The 16,114-nt window shown below is 68.8% G+C and carries 15 protein-coding genes and 1 pseudogene; 3 read left to right on the forward strand and 13 right to left on the reverse strand.

The features are described from left to right. Positions 1–21: 21 nt before the first annotated feature. From ACIPV2_RS07020 to ACIPV2_RS07035, 4 genes are read right to left on the reverse strand one after another with little or no spacing between them, the layout of a single operon-like run. On the reverse strand, positions 22–1,506 hold the full coding sequence (locus ACIPV2_RS07020) for an ATP-binding cassette domain-containing protein (RefSeq protein WP_400839653.1): 1,485 nt from the start codon (positions 1,504–1,506) through the stop codon (positions 22–24). Further along, positions 1,503–2,312, reverse strand: a complete 810-nt coding sequence (locus tag ACIPV2_RS07025) for an ABC transporter permease (RefSeq protein ID WP_400839655.1) — start codon at positions 2,310–2,312, stop codon at positions 1,503–1,505. Before ACIPV2_RS07025 ends, ACIPV2_RS07020 begins: the two co-directional genes overlap by 4 nt. Then, complete coding sequence (locus ACIPV2_RS07030) at positions 2,309–3,274, reverse strand: ABC transporter permease (RefSeq protein ID WP_400839657.1); 966 nt, start codon at positions 3,272–3,274, stop codon at positions 2,309–2,311. The genes ACIPV2_RS07025 and ACIPV2_RS07030 overlap by 4 nt, the downstream gene beginning before the upstream one ends. A gap of 1 nt (position 3,275) precedes the next feature. Then, positions 3,276–4,895, reverse strand: a complete 1,620-nt coding sequence (locus ACIPV2_RS07035) for an ABC transporter substrate-binding protein (protein WP_400839659.1) — start codon at positions 4,893–4,895, stop codon at positions 3,276–3,278. Between the two features lie 164 nt (positions 4,896–5,059). On the opposite strand from ACIPV2_RS07035, the gene valS reads away from it, so the two are divergent. Both valS and ACIPV2_RS07045 read left to right on the forward strand, forming a co-directional pair. Further along, positions 5,060–7,633, forward strand: a complete 2,574-nt coding sequence (gene valS / locus ACIPV2_RS07040) for a valine--tRNA ligase (RefSeq protein WP_400839661.1) — start codon at positions 5,060–5,062, stop codon at positions 7,631–7,633. Positions 7,634–7,635: 2 nt separating this feature from the next. Continuing rightward, positions 7,636–7,893, forward strand: coding sequence for a hypothetical protein (locus ACIPV2_RS07045; RefSeq protein ID WP_400839663.1), 258 nt, complete (start codon positions 7,636–7,638; stop codon positions 7,891–7,893). 28 nt (positions 7,894–7,921) lie between these two features. Here ACIPV2_RS07045 and ACIPV2_RS07050 read toward each other — a convergent pair whose 3' ends face one another. From ACIPV2_RS07050 to tdh, 4 genes are read right to left on the reverse strand one after another with little or no spacing between them, the layout of a single operon-like run. Beyond that, entirely contained in the window at positions 7,922–8,140 is a 219-nt protein-coding gene (locus ACIPV2_RS07050) for a hypothetical protein (RefSeq protein ID WP_400839665.1), read from the reverse strand. 2 nt (positions 8,141–8,142) lie between these two features. Then, on the reverse strand, positions 8,143–8,754 hold the full coding sequence (locus ACIPV2_RS07055) for an ArsR/SmtB family transcription factor (RefSeq protein WP_400839667.1): 612 nt from the start codon (positions 8,752–8,754) through the stop codon (positions 8,143–8,145). 59 nt (positions 8,755–8,813) lie between these two features. Further along, positions 8,814–9,992, reverse strand: a complete 1,179-nt coding sequence (locus tag ACIPV2_RS07060; RefSeq protein WP_400839669.1) for a glycine C-acetyltransferase — start codon at positions 9,990–9,992, stop codon at positions 8,814–8,816. Between the two features lie 23 nt (positions 9,993–10,015). Further along, the gene (gene tdh, locus ACIPV2_RS07065) at positions 10,016–11,059 is read right to left on the reverse strand and encodes an L-threonine 3-dehydrogenase (protein ID WP_400839671.1); all 1,044 of its coding nucleotides are present in this window, start codon (positions 11,057–11,059) and stop codon (positions 10,016–10,018) included. A gap of 88 nt (positions 11,060–11,147) precedes the next feature. On the opposite strand from tdh, the gene ACIPV2_RS07070 reads away from it, so the two are divergent. Continuing rightward, positions 11,148–12,056, forward strand: coding sequence for a LysR family transcriptional regulator (locus tag ACIPV2_RS07070; RefSeq protein ID WP_400839673.1), 909 nt, complete (start codon positions 11,148–11,150; stop codon positions 12,054–12,056). Between the two features lie 33 nt (positions 12,057–12,089). Here the strand turns inward: ACIPV2_RS07070 and ACIPV2_RS07075 are convergent, their stop codons facing one another. The 5 genes and pseudogenes from ACIPV2_RS07075 to ACIPV2_RS07095 form a co-directional block, all read right to left on the reverse strand. Continuing rightward, positions 12,090–12,635 carry an NUDIX hydrolase gene (locus ACIPV2_RS07075; RefSeq protein ID WP_400839675.1) on the reverse strand — a complete coding sequence of 182 codons (546 nt, stop codon included), beginning with the start codon at positions 12,633–12,635 and terminating at the stop codon, positions 12,090–12,092. 19 nt (positions 12,636–12,654) lie between these two features. Further along, entirely contained in the window at positions 12,655–13,923 is a 1,269-nt protein-coding gene (gene clpX, locus ACIPV2_RS07080; RefSeq protein ID WP_400839677.1) for an ATP-dependent Clp protease ATP-binding subunit ClpX, read from the reverse strand. Positions 13,924–14,027: 104 nt separating this feature from the next. Next, a complete protein-coding gene (gene deoC / locus ACIPV2_RS07085) occupies positions 14,028–14,690 on the reverse strand; it encodes a deoxyribose-phosphate aldolase (RefSeq protein ID WP_400839679.1) in 663 nt (220 codons plus the stop codon). A gap of 113 nt (positions 14,691–14,803) precedes the next feature. After that, entirely contained in the window at positions 14,804–15,445 is a 642-nt protein-coding gene (locus tag ACIPV2_RS07090; RefSeq protein ID WP_400839681.1) for an ATP-dependent Clp protease proteolytic subunit, read from the reverse strand. Between the two features lie 19 nt (positions 15,446–15,464). After that, positions 15,465–16,067, reverse strand: a pseudogene (locus tag ACIPV2_RS07095) (ATP-dependent Clp protease proteolytic subunit); the annotation flags it as partial. Positions 16,068–16,114 lie beyond the last annotated feature (47 nt).

The following is a 16,114-nucleotide window of genomic DNA, read 5'->3' on the forward strand; positions in this document are numbered from 1 at the left end:
GCGCCCGATTCGCTGTCGCGGTCAGAAAGCGGCGGCCAGCAGCTCCCGTGTGAAGGGATGCCGCGGCTCGGTGAACACGTCCGCGACCGCGCCCTGCTCGACGATCGCCCCGTCGCGCATCACCAGCACGTCGTCGCAGATGGACGCGATCACGGCGAGATCATGCGAGACGAAGACGACGGTGAGCTGCCGTTCACGTTGCAGACGGGCGAGAAGATCGAGCACTCGGGCGCGCACAGTGGGATCGAGAGCCGATACCGGCTCGTCGAGCACGAGCACCTGGGGATCTGCGGCGAGCGCACGCGCGATCGCCGCGCGCTGGCGCTGTCCGCCCGACAGCTGTCGCGGGCGGCGTGCGCTCAGCGCCTCCTCGAGCCCCACCTCCGCGAGCAGGGATGCCGTGGCGCGTCGGCGCTCGCCGCGGGGCACCCCTGCCGCCTGCAGCGCCTCGGTGATCGACCGCCCGATCGTCCAGCGCGGATCGAAGGCGCCGAGCGGATTCTGATGCACGAGCTGCACCCGCTGCGGAGTCGTCCACCCGATCTCGCCCCGATCGGGGCGTTCGACGCCGACCAGCATCCGGGCGAGCGTCGTCTTGCCCGAGCCCGACTCCCCGACGATGCCGAGCGTTCGTCCTGCGGCGAGGGTGAACGAGGCGCTGGCCACGGCGGGCCCGTCGAACCGCTTCGACACATCCCGCACCTGCAGCAGCACATCTCCCTTCCCTCGGTCCGGCATGCGCGGGCGAGGAGCGCTCGCCACGACCAGCGCCTGCGTATACGCCTCGCGGGGTGAGGTCAGGATCTCCGCGACCGTGCCCTGCTCGATGATCCGGCCTTCCCGCATCACCAGCACCCGGTCGGCCACCTTGCGCACGGCCGCGAAGTCGTGGCTGACGAACACCACGCCCCGTCCCTCATCGGCGATCGAGCGCAGCAGCGCGAGAATGCGCGCCTGAACCGTGGCATCGAGCGCTGTCGTCGCCTCATCGGCGACCAGCACCGCCGGCTCTGCGGCGAGCGCGGAGGCGATGAGCGCACGTTGGCGCATCCCGCCGGACAGCTCATGCGGGCGGCTGCGTGCCCGCCGCTCCGGCTCGGGCAGGGCGACGGATGCCAGCAGCTGCACGACCCGTTCATCCCGACGCCTGCGATGCAGTCGGTGGATCTCCATCGGCTCGGCGACCTCGTGTCCGATCCGGCGTAGCGGGTCGAGCGCGGCCATGGCGTCCTGCGAGACGAGGGCGATCCGCCGGCCGCGCAGGGATCGCCAGCCGGCCTCGCTCACGCCGGTGGCATCGGCGCCGTCGATCCCCAGCTCGTCCACCGTCATGCGAGCGCCGTCCGGCAGCATCCCGAGCAGCGCACGGACGGTGAGCGACTTGCCTGCGCCGGACTCGCCGACGATGGCCACGCACTCGCCCGCGGCGACATCGAGGTCGACCTCGTCGACGACGACGTGTCTGTCGATCTCGATGCGCAGCCCGCGCACGTGCACGACGCTCATGCGCGCCTCCCCTCGGCTCGCGCACGCAGGGCGCGGCCGATCACCGTCGCGCTGATCACGGTGAGCGTGATGGCGAGGCCCGGGAACACCGATATCCACCAGGCACGGCCGAGCACGTTGCGCCCGCCCGACAGCATGAGCCCCCATTCGGGGGCGGGCTCGGACGGACCGAGGCCCAGGAAGCTGAGGCCGGCGGCGGCGAGGATGCTCGATCCGATGCCGATGGTGGCGAGGACGCTCAGCGATCCGAGCACGCCGGGCATGACGTGCCGGGTGAAGGTGCGCAGCGGACCGACACCGAGGATCCGCGCGGCCTCGACATGCTCGGCGATGTGCAGCGTGCGAGTCTGCGTGCGGGCGAGACGGATGTACACCGGCACCGCGGCGATCGTCACCGCGATGGCGACGTTGACCGTGCCGGGTCCGAGCACCGCCACCACGATCAGGGCGATGAGGAACTCGGGGAACGCGAGCAGGATGTCGGTGACGCGCATCGCCGCGGCATCCACCACCCGGTGCGAGACGCCCGAGAGCGAGCCGAGCACGAGACCGGCGACCACGGCGAGCGCCGTCGCGAGCAGCCCGATGCCGACCGAGCGGCCCGCGCCGTGCACGACGCGGGAGAAGACGTCGCGCCCCGACTGGTCGGTGCCGAACAGGTGCGCCGTCCCCGGCGCCTCGAGCGCCGAGCGCACATCGGTGCGCAGCGGATCGTGCGTGGCGAGCAGATCGGGGAAGAGAGCGGCGAGCGCGACGACGACGAGGAACACCACCGCGCACCCCAGACCCACCCTGCGCGCGATCATCGGCGCTCCTCGATGGCCGGCGCCTCGAACGCGGCCGGCCGCGCGCGCAGCCTGGGGTCGAGGATCGGATGCAGCAGCTCGACGACGACGTTCACGATGACGAACACGAGCGCGCTGAGCATGATCACGCCCGCGACGACGGGCAGGTCGCGGTCGACGATGGCGGTCAGCGTCACCCGGCCCAGCCCGGGCCGGGCGAAGACGGTCTCGACGAGCACCGCTCCGCCGAGCAGCGAGCCGATGAGATAAGCGGTGAGGGTGAGCGCCCCGGCCGCACCGTGTCGCAGCGAGTGGCGCAGCACGAGGCGCGAGGATCGGGCGCCGCGGGAGCGGACTGTCTCGGCGAACGGCTGCCGCTCCGCCTGGTCGATGCCGTCGCGCAGCACCTGGCTGATCAGCGCCGCCACGGGAAGGGCGAGCGTGAGGGCGGGCAGCACGATCGTCGCCGCGCTGCGGGTGCCCGCCACGGGGAACCAGCCCAGCCCGAACGCGAAGACGGCAAGCAGCACGATGCCGATCCAGAACACGGGCGATGACAGCACGATCAGCTCTCCGGCGATCATCACCGCTCTGGCCACTCCTCGCCGTGCGAGCAGCGCCACGGCGAGCGCGATGAGCACCGCGATCAGCAGCGCCAGTGCGGTGAGCTGCAGGGTGGGGCCGAGCTGGCGACCGATGACCTCGGTCACGGGCATCCGGAGCTGATACGACGTCCCCAGATCGCCGCGCAGCACTCCGCCGATGTACGACACGTACTGCTCGAGCGGCGGGCGATCCAGACCCAGCTCGGCGCGCACGCCGGCCTTCACCGCCTCGCTGACCTTGGCCTGCGGCCCGAGCATGACCGAGACCGCGTCACCGGGGATGATCCGGAACGCCAGGAAGGCCAGCGTCGCCGCGCCCCAGAGCACCAGGGCGGCGGACGCGGCCATCCCGGCGAGCCGGATCAGGGCGCGCCGCACGTCAGCGGCTGACGCTCGCGTCGTAGAACAGCGGGCGCCCGTAGAGGTCGTACTCGAGGCCGTCGACGCCCTTCGCGGATCCGGTGATCAGCGACGAGACGTACAGCGGCACGATGGCGACGTGCTCGGCGTTCCACTGCTGCAGTTCGGTGTAGATCTGGGCACGCTCGTCGGTGTCGGAGGCGGACAGCCCTCGCTCCAGCAGGTCGTCGACGGCGGGGTCGCTCACCTGGGAGGCGTTCTGGAAGCCGTCGCTGCCCAGGTGGCTGCGCAGCAGGTCGGCATCTACGCCCGAGAAGTCCCAGTCGGTGATGTCGTACGTCTTGGGGCCGTACTGCTCGTTGTAGGCGGCCGGCTCGAGCTTCTCCCGCACGATCTCGAAACCGACGTCCTTCAGGTCGGACTGGATGGCGTTGGCGAGCGCGGTCCGGTCGTCGGAGATGGGCGTCCAGGCGATCCAGCGGGCGGAGAGGCGCTGGCCGTCCTTCATCCGGATGCCGTCGGCGCCGCGCTCGGTCCAGCCCGCCTCATCGAGGAGGGCGTTCGTCTTATCGGCATCGAAGGGCCAGCTGCCCTCGAGGCTCTTGTCGTAGCCGGGGGTGGTCGGGCCGAGGATGCTCCAGGCCCGGGGGAACTCGCCGAAGAAGATCTCGTCGACGGCGGCGTCGATGTCGATCGCGACGGAGAACGCCTGCCGCACCTTCTGGTCGGCGAACACGCCGTGCTTCTCGTTGAGGAACAGCGAGTACGGCAGCCCCGGGTACTCCTTGGCGGTGACGGTGACGTCATCGCCAAGATCGGCGACGACGTTCGGCGGCAGCTGGGTGGCGACATCCGCCTCCCCGGAGGAGAGCACGCCGGCGCGGACGGATGCCTCGGGCAGCAGCTCCACGCGCAGGGTCTTGATCTTCGGCGCCTTCGCACCATCCGGGCCCCAGGCGTAGTCGTCGTTGCGCGTGTACACGATCTCCTGATCGGCGGTGTACTCGCTGAGCACGAACGGACCGGTGCCGACGGTGACATCCGGACCACCTGCGTCGAGCTGGTCGGCCGACTTCTCGAGCACCTTCGGCGACCAGAAACCGAGCTGTGCGGTGCTCGCCGCCTGCAGGAAGGGCGCGTACGGCTGGGTGAAGCTGACCTCGACGGTGTGCTCGCCGGTGGCCTCGGTGCCGGCGTACAGCTCGCCGCCGAGCATGCTCGCGGCCTGCGCAGACTTGGTGGCCGGATCGACGATGCGGTCGAAGTTCGCCTTCACGGCTGCGGCGTCGAACGCGGTGCCGTCCGAGAAGGTGACGTCGTCGCGCAGCTCGAAGGTGTAGGTCCTGCCGTCTTCCGAGACCTCCCAGCTCTTGGCGAGCCACGGCGAGAACGACCCGTCGGCCTCCTGGAACACGAGCGAGTCGAGCACCTGACGCTGGACCATGCCCGAGACGTCGAGCTGACTGGTCTGCGGGTCCATGTGGCCGGCAGAGAGGTTGGCGCCCTCGATGGCCCACACGAGCTCGGCGTCCGAGCCGTCGGCGTCGCCGGCCGACCCCGCGCAGGAGCTGAGCAGAAGGGCGGATGTCATGGCCAGGGCTGCCAGCGGCAGGAGGCGACGCACAGGGAAGGAAGGCATACGGGAACCTCGATGAGTCCAGGAAAGGGGAACGCTCCATCGTACCGGCGATTGTTGGACGGGGTCGATCTAGGGCCCGTCACACGCTGACCGGTAGACTCGCCGGACAACCCACACTCAGGCACGCTCACACAGTGCCGCACACATCGCTCGAGGAGTCCTTCATGTCCAGCATCCCTTACAAGCCCGCGCTCGAAGGCCTCGAAGCGAAGTGGGGTGAGCGGTGGTCCGACCAGGGCACCTTCCTCTTCGATCGCGCCCAGGCCACGGCATCCGGACGCGACAGCGTCTACTCGATCGACACTCCCCCGCCGACGGCATCCGGCAGCCTGCACATCGGGCACGTGTTCTCGTACACGCACACCGACATCAAGGCGCGCTTCGAGCGCATGCGCGGCAAGAACGTCTTCTACCCCATGGGCTGGGACGACAACGGCCTGCCCACCGAGCGCCGGGTGCAGAACTACTACGGCGTGCGCTGCGACCCGACGCTGCCCTACGACCCCGACTTCACGCCTCCCTTCGAGGGCGGCGACAACAAGTCCTCGCGCGCCGCGGACCAGCAGCCCATCAGCCGCCGCAACTTCATCGAGCTGTGCGAGAAGCTGACCGTCGAGGACGAGAAGCAGTTCGAGGCGCTGTTCCGCCAGCTCGGCCTCAGCGTCGACTGGACCCAGACCTACCGCACCATCTCCGACGACACGATCCGGCAGAGCCAGCTCGCCTTCCTGCGCGGACTCGAGCGCGGCGAGGCCTATCAGTCGCTCGCGCCGACCCTGTGGGACATCGACTTCCGCTCGGCGATCGCCCAGGCCGAGCTCGAGGACCGCGACCAGCAGGCCGCCTACCACCGCGTCGCGTTCCACAAGACCGACGGTTCGGGTGACATCGAGATCCAGACGACGCGCCCCGAGCTGCTCCCCGCCTGCGTCGCACTCGTCGCCCACCCCGACGACGAGCGCTACCAGCCCTACTTCGGCAAGACGGTGCGCACCCCGATCTTCGACGTCGAGGTGCCCGTGCTGGCGCACCACCTCGCCCAGCCCGACAAGGGCTCGGGCATCGCCATGATCTGCACGTTCGGCGATGTGACCGACATCATCTGGTGGCGCGAGCTCGACCTGCCCAACCGCACGATCCTCGGCAAGGACGGCCGCGTGCTCGCGGACGCGCCAGAGGCGATCATCTCGGAGGCGGGCCGCACCGCGTACGCGGAGCTCGCCGGCAAGACCGTGTTCAGCGCCCGCAAGACGGTCGTCGAACAGCTGCAGGCCTCCGGCGACCTGCTCGAGGTCGGCAAGCCTTTCAGCCACGCCGTGAAGTTCTTCGAGAAGGGCGACCGCCCGCTCGAGATCGTCTCGACCCGCCAGTGGTACATCCGCAACGGCGCGCGCGACCCGCAGCTGCGCGAGCAGCTGCTCGAGAACGGGCGCGAGCTGAGCTGGCACCCGGACTTCATGCGCGTGCGCTACGAGAACTGGGTCGGCGGCCTCACCGGCGACTGGCTCATCTCACGCCAGCGCTTCTTCGGCGTCCCGATCCCCGTCTGGTACGCGCTCGATGAGAACGGCGAGCGCGACTATGACCGCGTGCTGACCCCGTCGCTCGAGAACCTGCCCATCGATCCCACCACCGACGTGCCGGAGGGGTACACGGAGGACCAGCGCGGGGTGCCCGGCGGGTTCGAGGCCGAGCAGGACATCTTCGACACCTGGGCGACCTCATCGCTCACCCCGCAGCTGGCCGGCGGCTGGCAGCGCGACGAGGAGCTGTGGAACACCGTGGCGCCGTTCGACCTGCGTCCGCAGGGTCAGGACATCATCCGCACCTGGCTGTTCTCGACCATGCTGCGCTCGACGCTCGAGGATCAGCGCTCGCCGTGGCGCAACGCCGCCATCTCGGGCTTCATCGTCGACCCCGACCGCAAGAAGATGTCGAAGTCGAAGGGCAACGTCGTCACGCCCGCCGACATCCTCGACAAGCACGGCTCCGACGCCGTGCGCTACTGGTCGGCGTCCAGTCGCCTCGGCATGGATGCGGCCTTCGACCCGCAGAACCCGACCCAGGTGAAGATCGGCCGCCGTCTCGCGATCAAGATCCTCAACGCGGCGAAGTTCGTGCTGTCCTTCCCCGTGCCCGAGGGCGCGCAGGTCACGCACGCCCTCGACGCATCGATGCTCACCGCTCTCGACCGGGTGGTGCGCGAGGCGACCACGGCGTACGAGAACTACGACCAGGCGAAGGCGCTCGAGGTCACCGAGGCGTTCTTCTGGACGTTCTGCGACGACTACCTGGAGCTCGTCAAGGAGCGCGCCTACGACCAGAGGGACGTGAACCAGGCCTCGGCCGCGCTCGCGCTGCGCCTGGCGCTGTCGACGCTGCTGCGCCTGCTCGCCCCGATCGTGTCGTTCGCGACCGAGGAGGCGTGGTCGTGGTTCGAGGAGGGCTCGATCCACACGGCGACCTGGCCCGAGCCGCTCGGCATCGACGGCGACGCGGCGGTGCTCTCCGCCGCCAGCGAGGCCCTGATCGGCATCCGCCGCGCGAAGACCGAGGCGAAGGCGTCGCAGAAGACCCCGGTCGCATCGGCGACGATCTCGGCTCCCGCGGCGAAGCTCGACGCGTTGCGCGCGGCGGCCGACGACCTGCGCGCGGTGGGCCGGATCGCAGAGCTGTCCTTCGGCGAGGCCGATGAGCTCTCGGTCACCGCCATCGAGCTGGCACCGGCGGAGGGCTGATCATGCAGCTCGGCACGCGGTGGGGCGTCGGCGCGGAGCCGCCAGCTTCGGTGCCCGCGGCGCTCCGGCCGGCGATCGCCGAGGTGGAGGCGCAGCTGTCGAATGGGTCCCAGAGCCTGTCGAATGGGTCCCTGAGCCTGTCGAAGGGCCATTGGACGCTGACCTGGCTCGAGGGCCGTCCGATCGCGGAGCTGGATGCCGGGTGGGAGGTCTTCCTCACGGCATCCGGCGAGGTCATCGCCCGTCCTTTCGAGGACTGACCAGCCTCTCCCCTCGTCTCGTGTGGGATCAGCGCCGCGAGAGTCCAACGGTCGCGAGAAGGCGGTCGACCTCGTGCGGGTCGTGACGTCTGGTCTGCTGCTCGCGTAGCAGGTCGTGCGCGAGCTCGCGGCGCTCGGCCCGAGCGACGATTCGCCGCTCGACGTGGCCGGCGAGGGCGGTGGCGATCCGCTGCAGCAGGCGCTCGAACCGTGTGGGCGAGACGAGGCGAAGAGTGGCTGTGGTCATGATCACTCCTGGTTCAACATGCCGCGGCTGTTCGCCGCGGGAAGGTCGAAGACCTCGGCGCGCAGCGACACGCGCCGAGTACCGGGCAGCGATTCCTGCCCGCGGTAGCGCTCGACCGCTGCGTCGACGACCGCGGTGAGCTCCTGCCTGAGCTCGGCCATCTGCTCGGGGGTGATGTCGAGCATCGTCGTCATGATGAGGCCGGCGTCCTTCCACCCCTCCGGCTGCTCGGAGTCGGGACGATTGATGTAGTCCATGAGCGTCTGATGACGCAGACGGAGGAACTCGGTCGTGACGATCTGGGCCGCAGCACGGTTCGAGGGCGACATCGCCTCCGCGGGGCCCGGCATGGTGATGCGCCCCCTGGGCCGATCCCACCATCGCTCGCGTGCTGTGCCGCGCTCCGGCACCTCCCGGATGAGGTCGTGCGCGGCCAGCGCGCGCAAGTGATAGCTGGTCGCCCCCGAGGTCTCGCCGATCAGGGCTGCCAGACTGCTCGCGGTCTGCGGACCGCGCTCGCTGAGCAGATCGTAGATCCGCACCCGCAGCGGATGTGCGAGAGCCTTCAGCGCGCTCGGTTCGAGCGTGCGACCCTGTGCGTCGTCGGTGGTCATGAGTGCAAATATACTATTGCAAGGGATACTTTGCAAAGGTATCTTTGCAAAGTGGGTTTTCAGCTCACAGCATGGCGGGCGGCGATGAACGCGGTCACGCAGCGCTCGACCTGCTCGCTCGTGTGCGCGGCGGAGAGCTGCACGCGGATGCGCGCCTTGCCACGCGGCACCACGGGGAAGCTGAAGGCTGTCACGTACACCCCCTGGCGCTGCATCTCGTCGGCGATGCGCGCGGTGAGGGCGGCGTCGCCGAACATCACGGGCACGATCGGATGCTCACCCGGAAGCAGGTCGAAGCCCTCCTCTGTCATCCGGCGGCGGAACAGCGCGGCGTTGCCGGTCAGCCGCGCGCGCAGATCGGCTGAGCCCTCGACGAGGTCGAGCGCGGTGAGGGTGCCCGCGACGATCGACGGTGCGAGCGTGTTCGAGAAGAGATAGGGCCGGGAGCGCTGGCGCAGCAGCGCGACGATGTCGCGGTGCGCGGCGACGTAGCCGCCGGACGCGCCGCCGAGCGCCTTGCCGAAGGTGCCCGTGTATATGTCGACGCGATCCGACACGCCGCACAGCTCGGGCGTGCCCCGGCCGTTCTCGCCCACGAAACCCACCGCATGCGAGTCGTCGACGAACACCAGCGCGTCGTAGCGCTCGGCGAGCTCGCAGATCTCACGCAGGGGTGCGATGTAGCCGTCCATCGAGAAGACGCCGTCGGTGACGATGACGCGGAATCTGGCATCCGCCGCCGCCTTCAGCTGCTCCTCGAGATCGGCCATGTCGCGGTTGCGGTAGCGCAGGCGGCGCGCCTTCGAGAGCCGGATGCCGTCGATGATCGATGCGTGATTCAGCTCGTCGGAGATGATCGCGTCCTCCGCGGAGAACAGCGACTCGAAGACACCGCCGTTCGCGTCGAAGCACGACGAGTACAGGATCGCGTCGTCGGTGCCGAGGAAGGCGGCGAGACGGCGCTCGAGCTCGAGATGCTGATCCTGCGTGCCGCAGATGAACCGCACGCTGGCCAGACCGTAGCCCCACTCGTCAAGCGCACGACGCGCGGCGTCGAGGATGCGCGGGTCGTCGGCGAGCCCCAGGTAGTTGTTGGCGCAGAAGTTGAGCACCTCCACCCCACCGGTGACGATCTGCGCCTTCTGAGGGCCGCGGATGCCTCGCTCCCGCTTGGTGAGGCCCGCCTCGTCGATGCCCGCGAGCTCGGCCTGCAGGTGATCCTTGAATGTCGCGTACATGACAGCTCCTTACAGCTCGGTTCTCACAGCTCGGTCCAGTCGAGGATGATCTTGCCCGTGCCTGCCGATTCGGCGGCGGCCAACCCGCGCTCCCAGTCCCGCGCGGGGATCACATCGGCGATCACACGGGTGATCGATTCACGCAGCGTGGCGCTGGTCTGCAGCATGGCACCCATGGCGTTCCAGGTCTCGAACATCTCCCGGCCGTAGATCCCCTTGATCGTGACCATGTGCGTGACGAGCTTGCCCCAGTCGATGTCGAAGCCGGCGCTGGGCAGCCCGAGCATGGCGATCTGACCGCCGTGGTTCATGTTGTCGATCATCGCAGGCAGCGCCGAGGGCGCACCGCTCATCTCAAAGCCGATGTCGAAGCCCTCACGCATCCCCAGCGCACGCTGCGCATCGCGGATGTCCTGCTGCGAGACGTCGACGACGGCATCAGCGCCCATCTGCATCGCCATCTCCAGGCGCGGTGCGCTGACGTCGGTGGCGACGATGAAGCGGGCGCCGGCGTGCCGGGCTACGGCGATGGACATCAGCCCGATCGGCCCGCATCCGGTCACCAGCACGTCCTCACCGATCACCCGGTAGGTGAGCGCGGTGTGCACGGCGTTGCCCAGCGGGTCGAAGATCGCACCGAGCTCGGGAGTCACGTCGTCGTGGTGCACCCACACGTTGGTGGCGGGAAGGGAGAGGTACTCGGCGAAGGCGCCGTCGCGCTGCAAGCCGAGTCCGATGGTGCGGATGCACATCTGCCGACGCCCCGCGCGGCAGTTGCGGCAGGTGCCGCACACGATGTGGCCCTCGCCCGAGACGCGGTCGCCGACCGCGATGTCGTGCACCATGTCGCCGACCGCGACGACCTCGCCGTAGAACTCGTGCCCGGGGATCAACGGCGTCTGGATCGCGGACGCCGCCCACTCGTCCCAGCGATGGATGTGCAGATCGGTGCCGCAGATCCCGGTGCGCAGCACGCGGATGACGACCTCGCCGGTGCCGGCCACCGGGTCCGGCCTCTCGACGAGCTCGAAGCCGGCGCGCGGTGCGCTCTTGAACAGTGCCCTCATACTTCGATCACACCGCACGGGACGTTGTAGAGCAACGACGTCTTCCTGCACGTGCGATTAAGCCGAACTGAAAAGTAGAATCGTCGGCGTGGAACTCCATCAGCTGCAGATCCTGCGAGAACTCGGTGCCCTGGGCAGCGTGACCGCTGTCGCCGATGCGCTGCACGTCACGCCGTCGGCCGTCTCGCAGCAGCTGGCTACGCTGCAGCGCGGCGTGCGCACGCCACTGACTCGGCGCCAGGGCCGCACTCTCGTGCTGACCGCCGCCGGGCAGGTTCTCGCCGAGACGGGCGGTGAGGCGCTGGATGCCATGGCAGCCGCCCGCGGTGCACTGGAGGCGTTCGAGCAGGATGCCGCGGGGGTCGTCACCGTGAGCGGCTTTCACAGCGCGGGTCAGGCTCTGTTCGGCCCGCTGCTTCGCGAGCTCGCTGGGAGCTCGCCCTCACCGAGCGTGCAGCTGACCGACGAGGACGTCGCGCAGAGCGAGTTCCCTGCGCTCACCGCCCGGTACGACCTCGTGCTCGCGCATCGGATGGAGCACTCCGAGCCCTGGCCGGCGCAGGGCGTGCGCAGCCTCACCCTCGTGCGCGAGCCGCTTGACGTGGCGGTCGCGAGATCGCATCCGCTCGCCGGTCGCTCGTCGGTGTCGTCACGGGACATCGCCGCTGAGCGGTGGGTGACGAGCCGCATCGGCTATTCCCCTGACGACGTGCTCGGCGCGATAGCCGCCGTCGCGAACGTGGCGCCCCGCGTGCAGCACCGCATCAACGACTACGGAGCGGTCGCCGCCGCCGTCGCCGCGGGCGACGTGGTCGGGCTGCTCCCCCGATTCACCTCCCGCAGCGTCGACGACAGCGAGATCGTGCGCATCCCGCTCCTGGGCGTGAGCACGCATCGCCTGATCGACGTTCTCGCGCGCCCCGAGACTCTGCGTCGTCGCAGCGTGCGGCTGGTCGTCGAGGGGCTGCAGCGGGTGATGCAGCGTCTCAGCGGCTGAAGCTGACGCCGTCGCGGGCTCAGGAGCTGGCGCTCAGGTGCTGCGGCCGATCCAGTCGAGTGCTTTGAACCACGTGAGCTGGTGATAGCTCTGGGTGAGGTGTTCTCCGAGCCCCTCCAACGGCCTCGTATACACGGCGATGGTCTCGGTGTCGTCGAGCAGCTGCGCGCCCGCCCGCACGCACCCGAGGGCGAGGAAATGATGCACCCGGTTGGTGTGATTGCCGAAGTTCGCCCACGTCGCTCCGAGATCGACCAGTCGGGATGCGATGCAGCCGGTCTCCTCTCGCAGCTCACGGCATGCGGCCTCGATCGGCGCCTCATCCTCGTCTACGGCCCCTCCGATGGTCCCGAGCGCGACGATTCCGGCACCGTGCCGGTACTCCTCGACAACGATGGCATCGCCCTCGACATCCAGGGCGAGCACCGAGACCCAATCGCCGGGTTCGAGCACGTAGTACGGAGCGATCCGGCGCCCCTGAGCGTCCTCGCAGTCGTCGGAACGCAGCCGGATCCACCGATCGGCGAGAAGGGTCTGACTGCTGACCACCCGCCAGGGACTCGGATGCGCGTCCGTCACCTGGATTAGACCACCGAAGTCAGGCGCTCTTGCGCTTGCGCGAGAGCACGACTGTGGGAGGTGCGCCCTCTTCGACGGCGGCCTTCGTGACCACGACCTTCGAGACGTCCTCCGCCGACGGGATCTCGAACATGATCGGTCCCAGCACATCCTCGAGGATCGCGCGCAGGCCGCGGGCACCGGTCTTGCGCAGCACGGCGAGGTCGGCGATCGAACGCAGCGCGTCCTCTTCGAACTCCAGCTGCACCCCGTCGATCTCGAACATGCGCTGGTACTGCTTGACGAGCGCGTTGCGGGGACCGGTGAGGATGTCGATCAGGGCATCCTGGTCGAGCGGTGACACCGAGGTGACGACCGGGAGCCGGCCGATGAACTCGGGGATCAGCCCGAACTTGTGGAGGTCCTCGGGCAGCACCTCGCTGAACAGGTCGAGGTCCTTGCCCTTGTCGTGCAGCGGAGCGCCGAATCCGACACCGTGCTTGCCCACGCGGGCGGAGATGATCTCCTCCAGGCCGGCGAAGGCACCTGCGACGATGAACAGGACGTTCGTCGTGTCGATCTGCAGGAACTCCTGGTGCGGGTGCTTGCGCCCGCCCTGCGGGGGCACAGAAGCGACGGTTCCCTCGAGGATCTTCAGCAGCGCCTGCTGCACGCCCTCACCGGACACGTCGCGGGTGATCGACGGGTTCTCGGCCTTGCGAGCGATCTTGTCGATCTCGTCGATGTAGATGATGCCGGTCTCCGCGCGCTTGGTGTCGTAATCGGCAGCCTGCAGGAGCTTGAGCAGGATGTTCTCGACATCCTCGCCCACGTAGCCCGCTTCGGTGAGTGCCGTCGCATCGGCGACCGCGAAGGGCACATTCAGTCGCTTGGCGAGCGTCTGCGCGAGATAGGTCTTGCCGCAGCCGGTCGGACCGAGCATGAGGATATTGCTCTTCGCGACCTCGATCTCCTCCGCCTTCTGCTCAGCGGACTGGATCGTGCCACGCGCGCGCACGCGCTTGTAGTGGTTGTAGACGGCCACGGCGAGCGAGCGCTTCGCGGCATCCTGACCCACCACGTACTCCTCGAGGAACGAGAAGATCTCACGAGGCTTCGGCAGCTCGAAGTCGGCGACCGGGCCGTTGCCGGCCTCGGCCATGCGCTCCTCGATGATCTCGTTGCACAGCTCGACGCATTCGTCGCAGATGTACACGCCGGGACCGGCGATCAGCTGCTGAACCTGCTTCTGGCTCTTCCCGCAGAAAGAGCATTTGAACAGATCAGCGCTTTCACCGATGCGTGCCATGCGCGTCCTCCTCGAGCATTCGGTCAGGCAGGGTCCTGATGCCGTCAATCGAGCCTAACCGCACCTGCCGACACAGGGCGGCATTGGAGCCGGTCACGTGTGACTCAGTAGCCTTCCGCTGCCTTCGCGCCATCGAGGATCGCGCGCGATGACGACAGTCCGAGCCGGGTCGCGCCCGCCTCGATCATCGCCTCCGCATCGGCGGCGGTGCGGATGCCCCCGGACGCCTTGACCTCGAGCCGGTCGCCGACCGTCTGCTTCATGAGCGACACGGCGTGCACGCTGGCGCCGCCGGCGGGGTGGAAGCCCGTGGACGTCTTCACGAAATCGGCCCCTGCGCTCTCAGCGGCGCGGCACACGGCGACGATGGCCTCGTCGGTCAATGCAGCAGACTCGATGATCACCTTCAGCACGACGGGTCGCGGAGCGGCCTCGCGCACAGCGCGTATGTCGGCCTCTACGTCGGGGTGGCGTCCTTCGACAGCCGCACCGATGTCGATGACCATGTCGAGCTCGTCAGCGCCCTGCTCCACGGCGAGAGCCGCCTCGGCCGCCTTGATCGACGAGTGGTGCTTTCCGCTGGGGAAGCCCACCACGACGGCGAGCTTCAGCTCGCCCGGCAGGTCGACGGGCAGAGCCGACGGCGACAGGCACACACTGTAGGTTCCGAGGTCGGCGGCCTCCGCGATCGCTGCGGCGATGTCTGCGCTGGTGGCCTCGGGCTTGAGCAGCGTGTGATCGATGTGCCGGGCGAGGGATGCGGACACGAAGGCCTCCAGGTCGTGGATGGTGGGAACTCCAGCGTACTCGCGGCGAAGAGCGCCCGAACACGCGAGAACGGCCCGGAACGATGTCCGGGCCGTTCTCGTCAACGGGTGTGTCAGCCGCGCTTGCGGGAGGTGAGCACCTGGTCGACGATGCCGTACTCGAGTGCTTCGTTCGCGGACAGGATGTTGTCGCGGTCGATGTCGCGGTTGACCTGCTCGACAGGCTTGCCGGTGTGGCGGGCCATGGTCTCCTCGAGCCAGGTGCGCATCCGCAGGATCTCCCGCGCCTGGATCTCGATGTCGGAGGCCTGCCCCTGCCCGGCTTCGCCCATCGCCGGCTGGTGCATGAGCACGCGGGCGTTCGGCAGCGCGAGACGCTTGCCCGGAGTTCCGGCGGCGAGAAGCACGGAGGCTGCCGAGGCGGCCTGGCCGAGCACGACCGTCTGGATGTGCGGCGCGACGTACTGCATGGTGTCGTAGATCGCCGTCATCGCCGTGAACGAGCCACCGGGCGAGTTGATGTACATGGTGATGTCGCGCTCGGCATCCTGGCTCTCGAGCACGAGCAGCTGCGCCATGACGTCGTCGGCCGACGCGTCGTCGACCTGCACGCCGAGGAAGATCACGCGGTCTTCGAACAGCTTGTTGTAGGGATCCTGGCGCTTGAAGCCGTAGGCCGTGCGCTCCTCGAACTGCGGGAGCACGTAGCGGCTGGAGGGCAGGTTTCCGGCAGCGCGGAAGGTGGGGGTGTGCATGCGTGTGTTCCTTCCTTGCTTACTGGTCTGCGCCGGTGCCGCCGCCGCCGGTGACGTCGCTGGCGTGCTCGCGGATGTGGTCGACGAAGCCGTACTCGAGAGCCTCGTCTGCGGTGAACCAGCGGTCGCGGTCACCGTCGGCGTTGATCTGCTCGACGGACTTGCCGGTCTGACCTGCGGTGATCTCGGCCAGGCGGCGCTTCATCGACAGGATCAGCTGAGCCTGGGTCTGGATGTCGCTCGCGGTGCCGCCGAAGCCGCCGTGCGGCTGGTGCAGCAGCACGCGTGCGTTCGGGGTGATGTAGCGCTTGCCCTTGGTGCCGCTGGTCAGCAGCAGCTGACCCATCGATGCGGCCATGCCGATGCCGACCGTCACGATGTCGTTGGGCACGAACTGCATGGTGTCGTAGATCGCCATGCCGGCGGTGATCGAACCACCGGGAGAGTTGATGTAGAGGTAGATGTCCTTCTCCGAGTCCTCGGCGGCGAGAAGGAGGATCTTCGCGCAGATCTCGTTCGCGTTCTCGTCGCGCACCTCAGAGCCCAGCCAGATGATGCGGTCCTTGAGCAGCCTGTCGAAGACGCTCGTCGCCATCAGGGGTTCAGCCATGTCAGCTCCTGTTTCCGTGTGTCGGTGGTTCGAATCTACCGGCGGTGGCGCGCACGCCC

This window comes from Microbacterium sp. NPDC089987 (assembly GCF_044748505.1).
GTDB lineage: Bacteria > Actinomycetota > Actinomycetes > Actinomycetales > Microbacteriaceae > Microbacterium.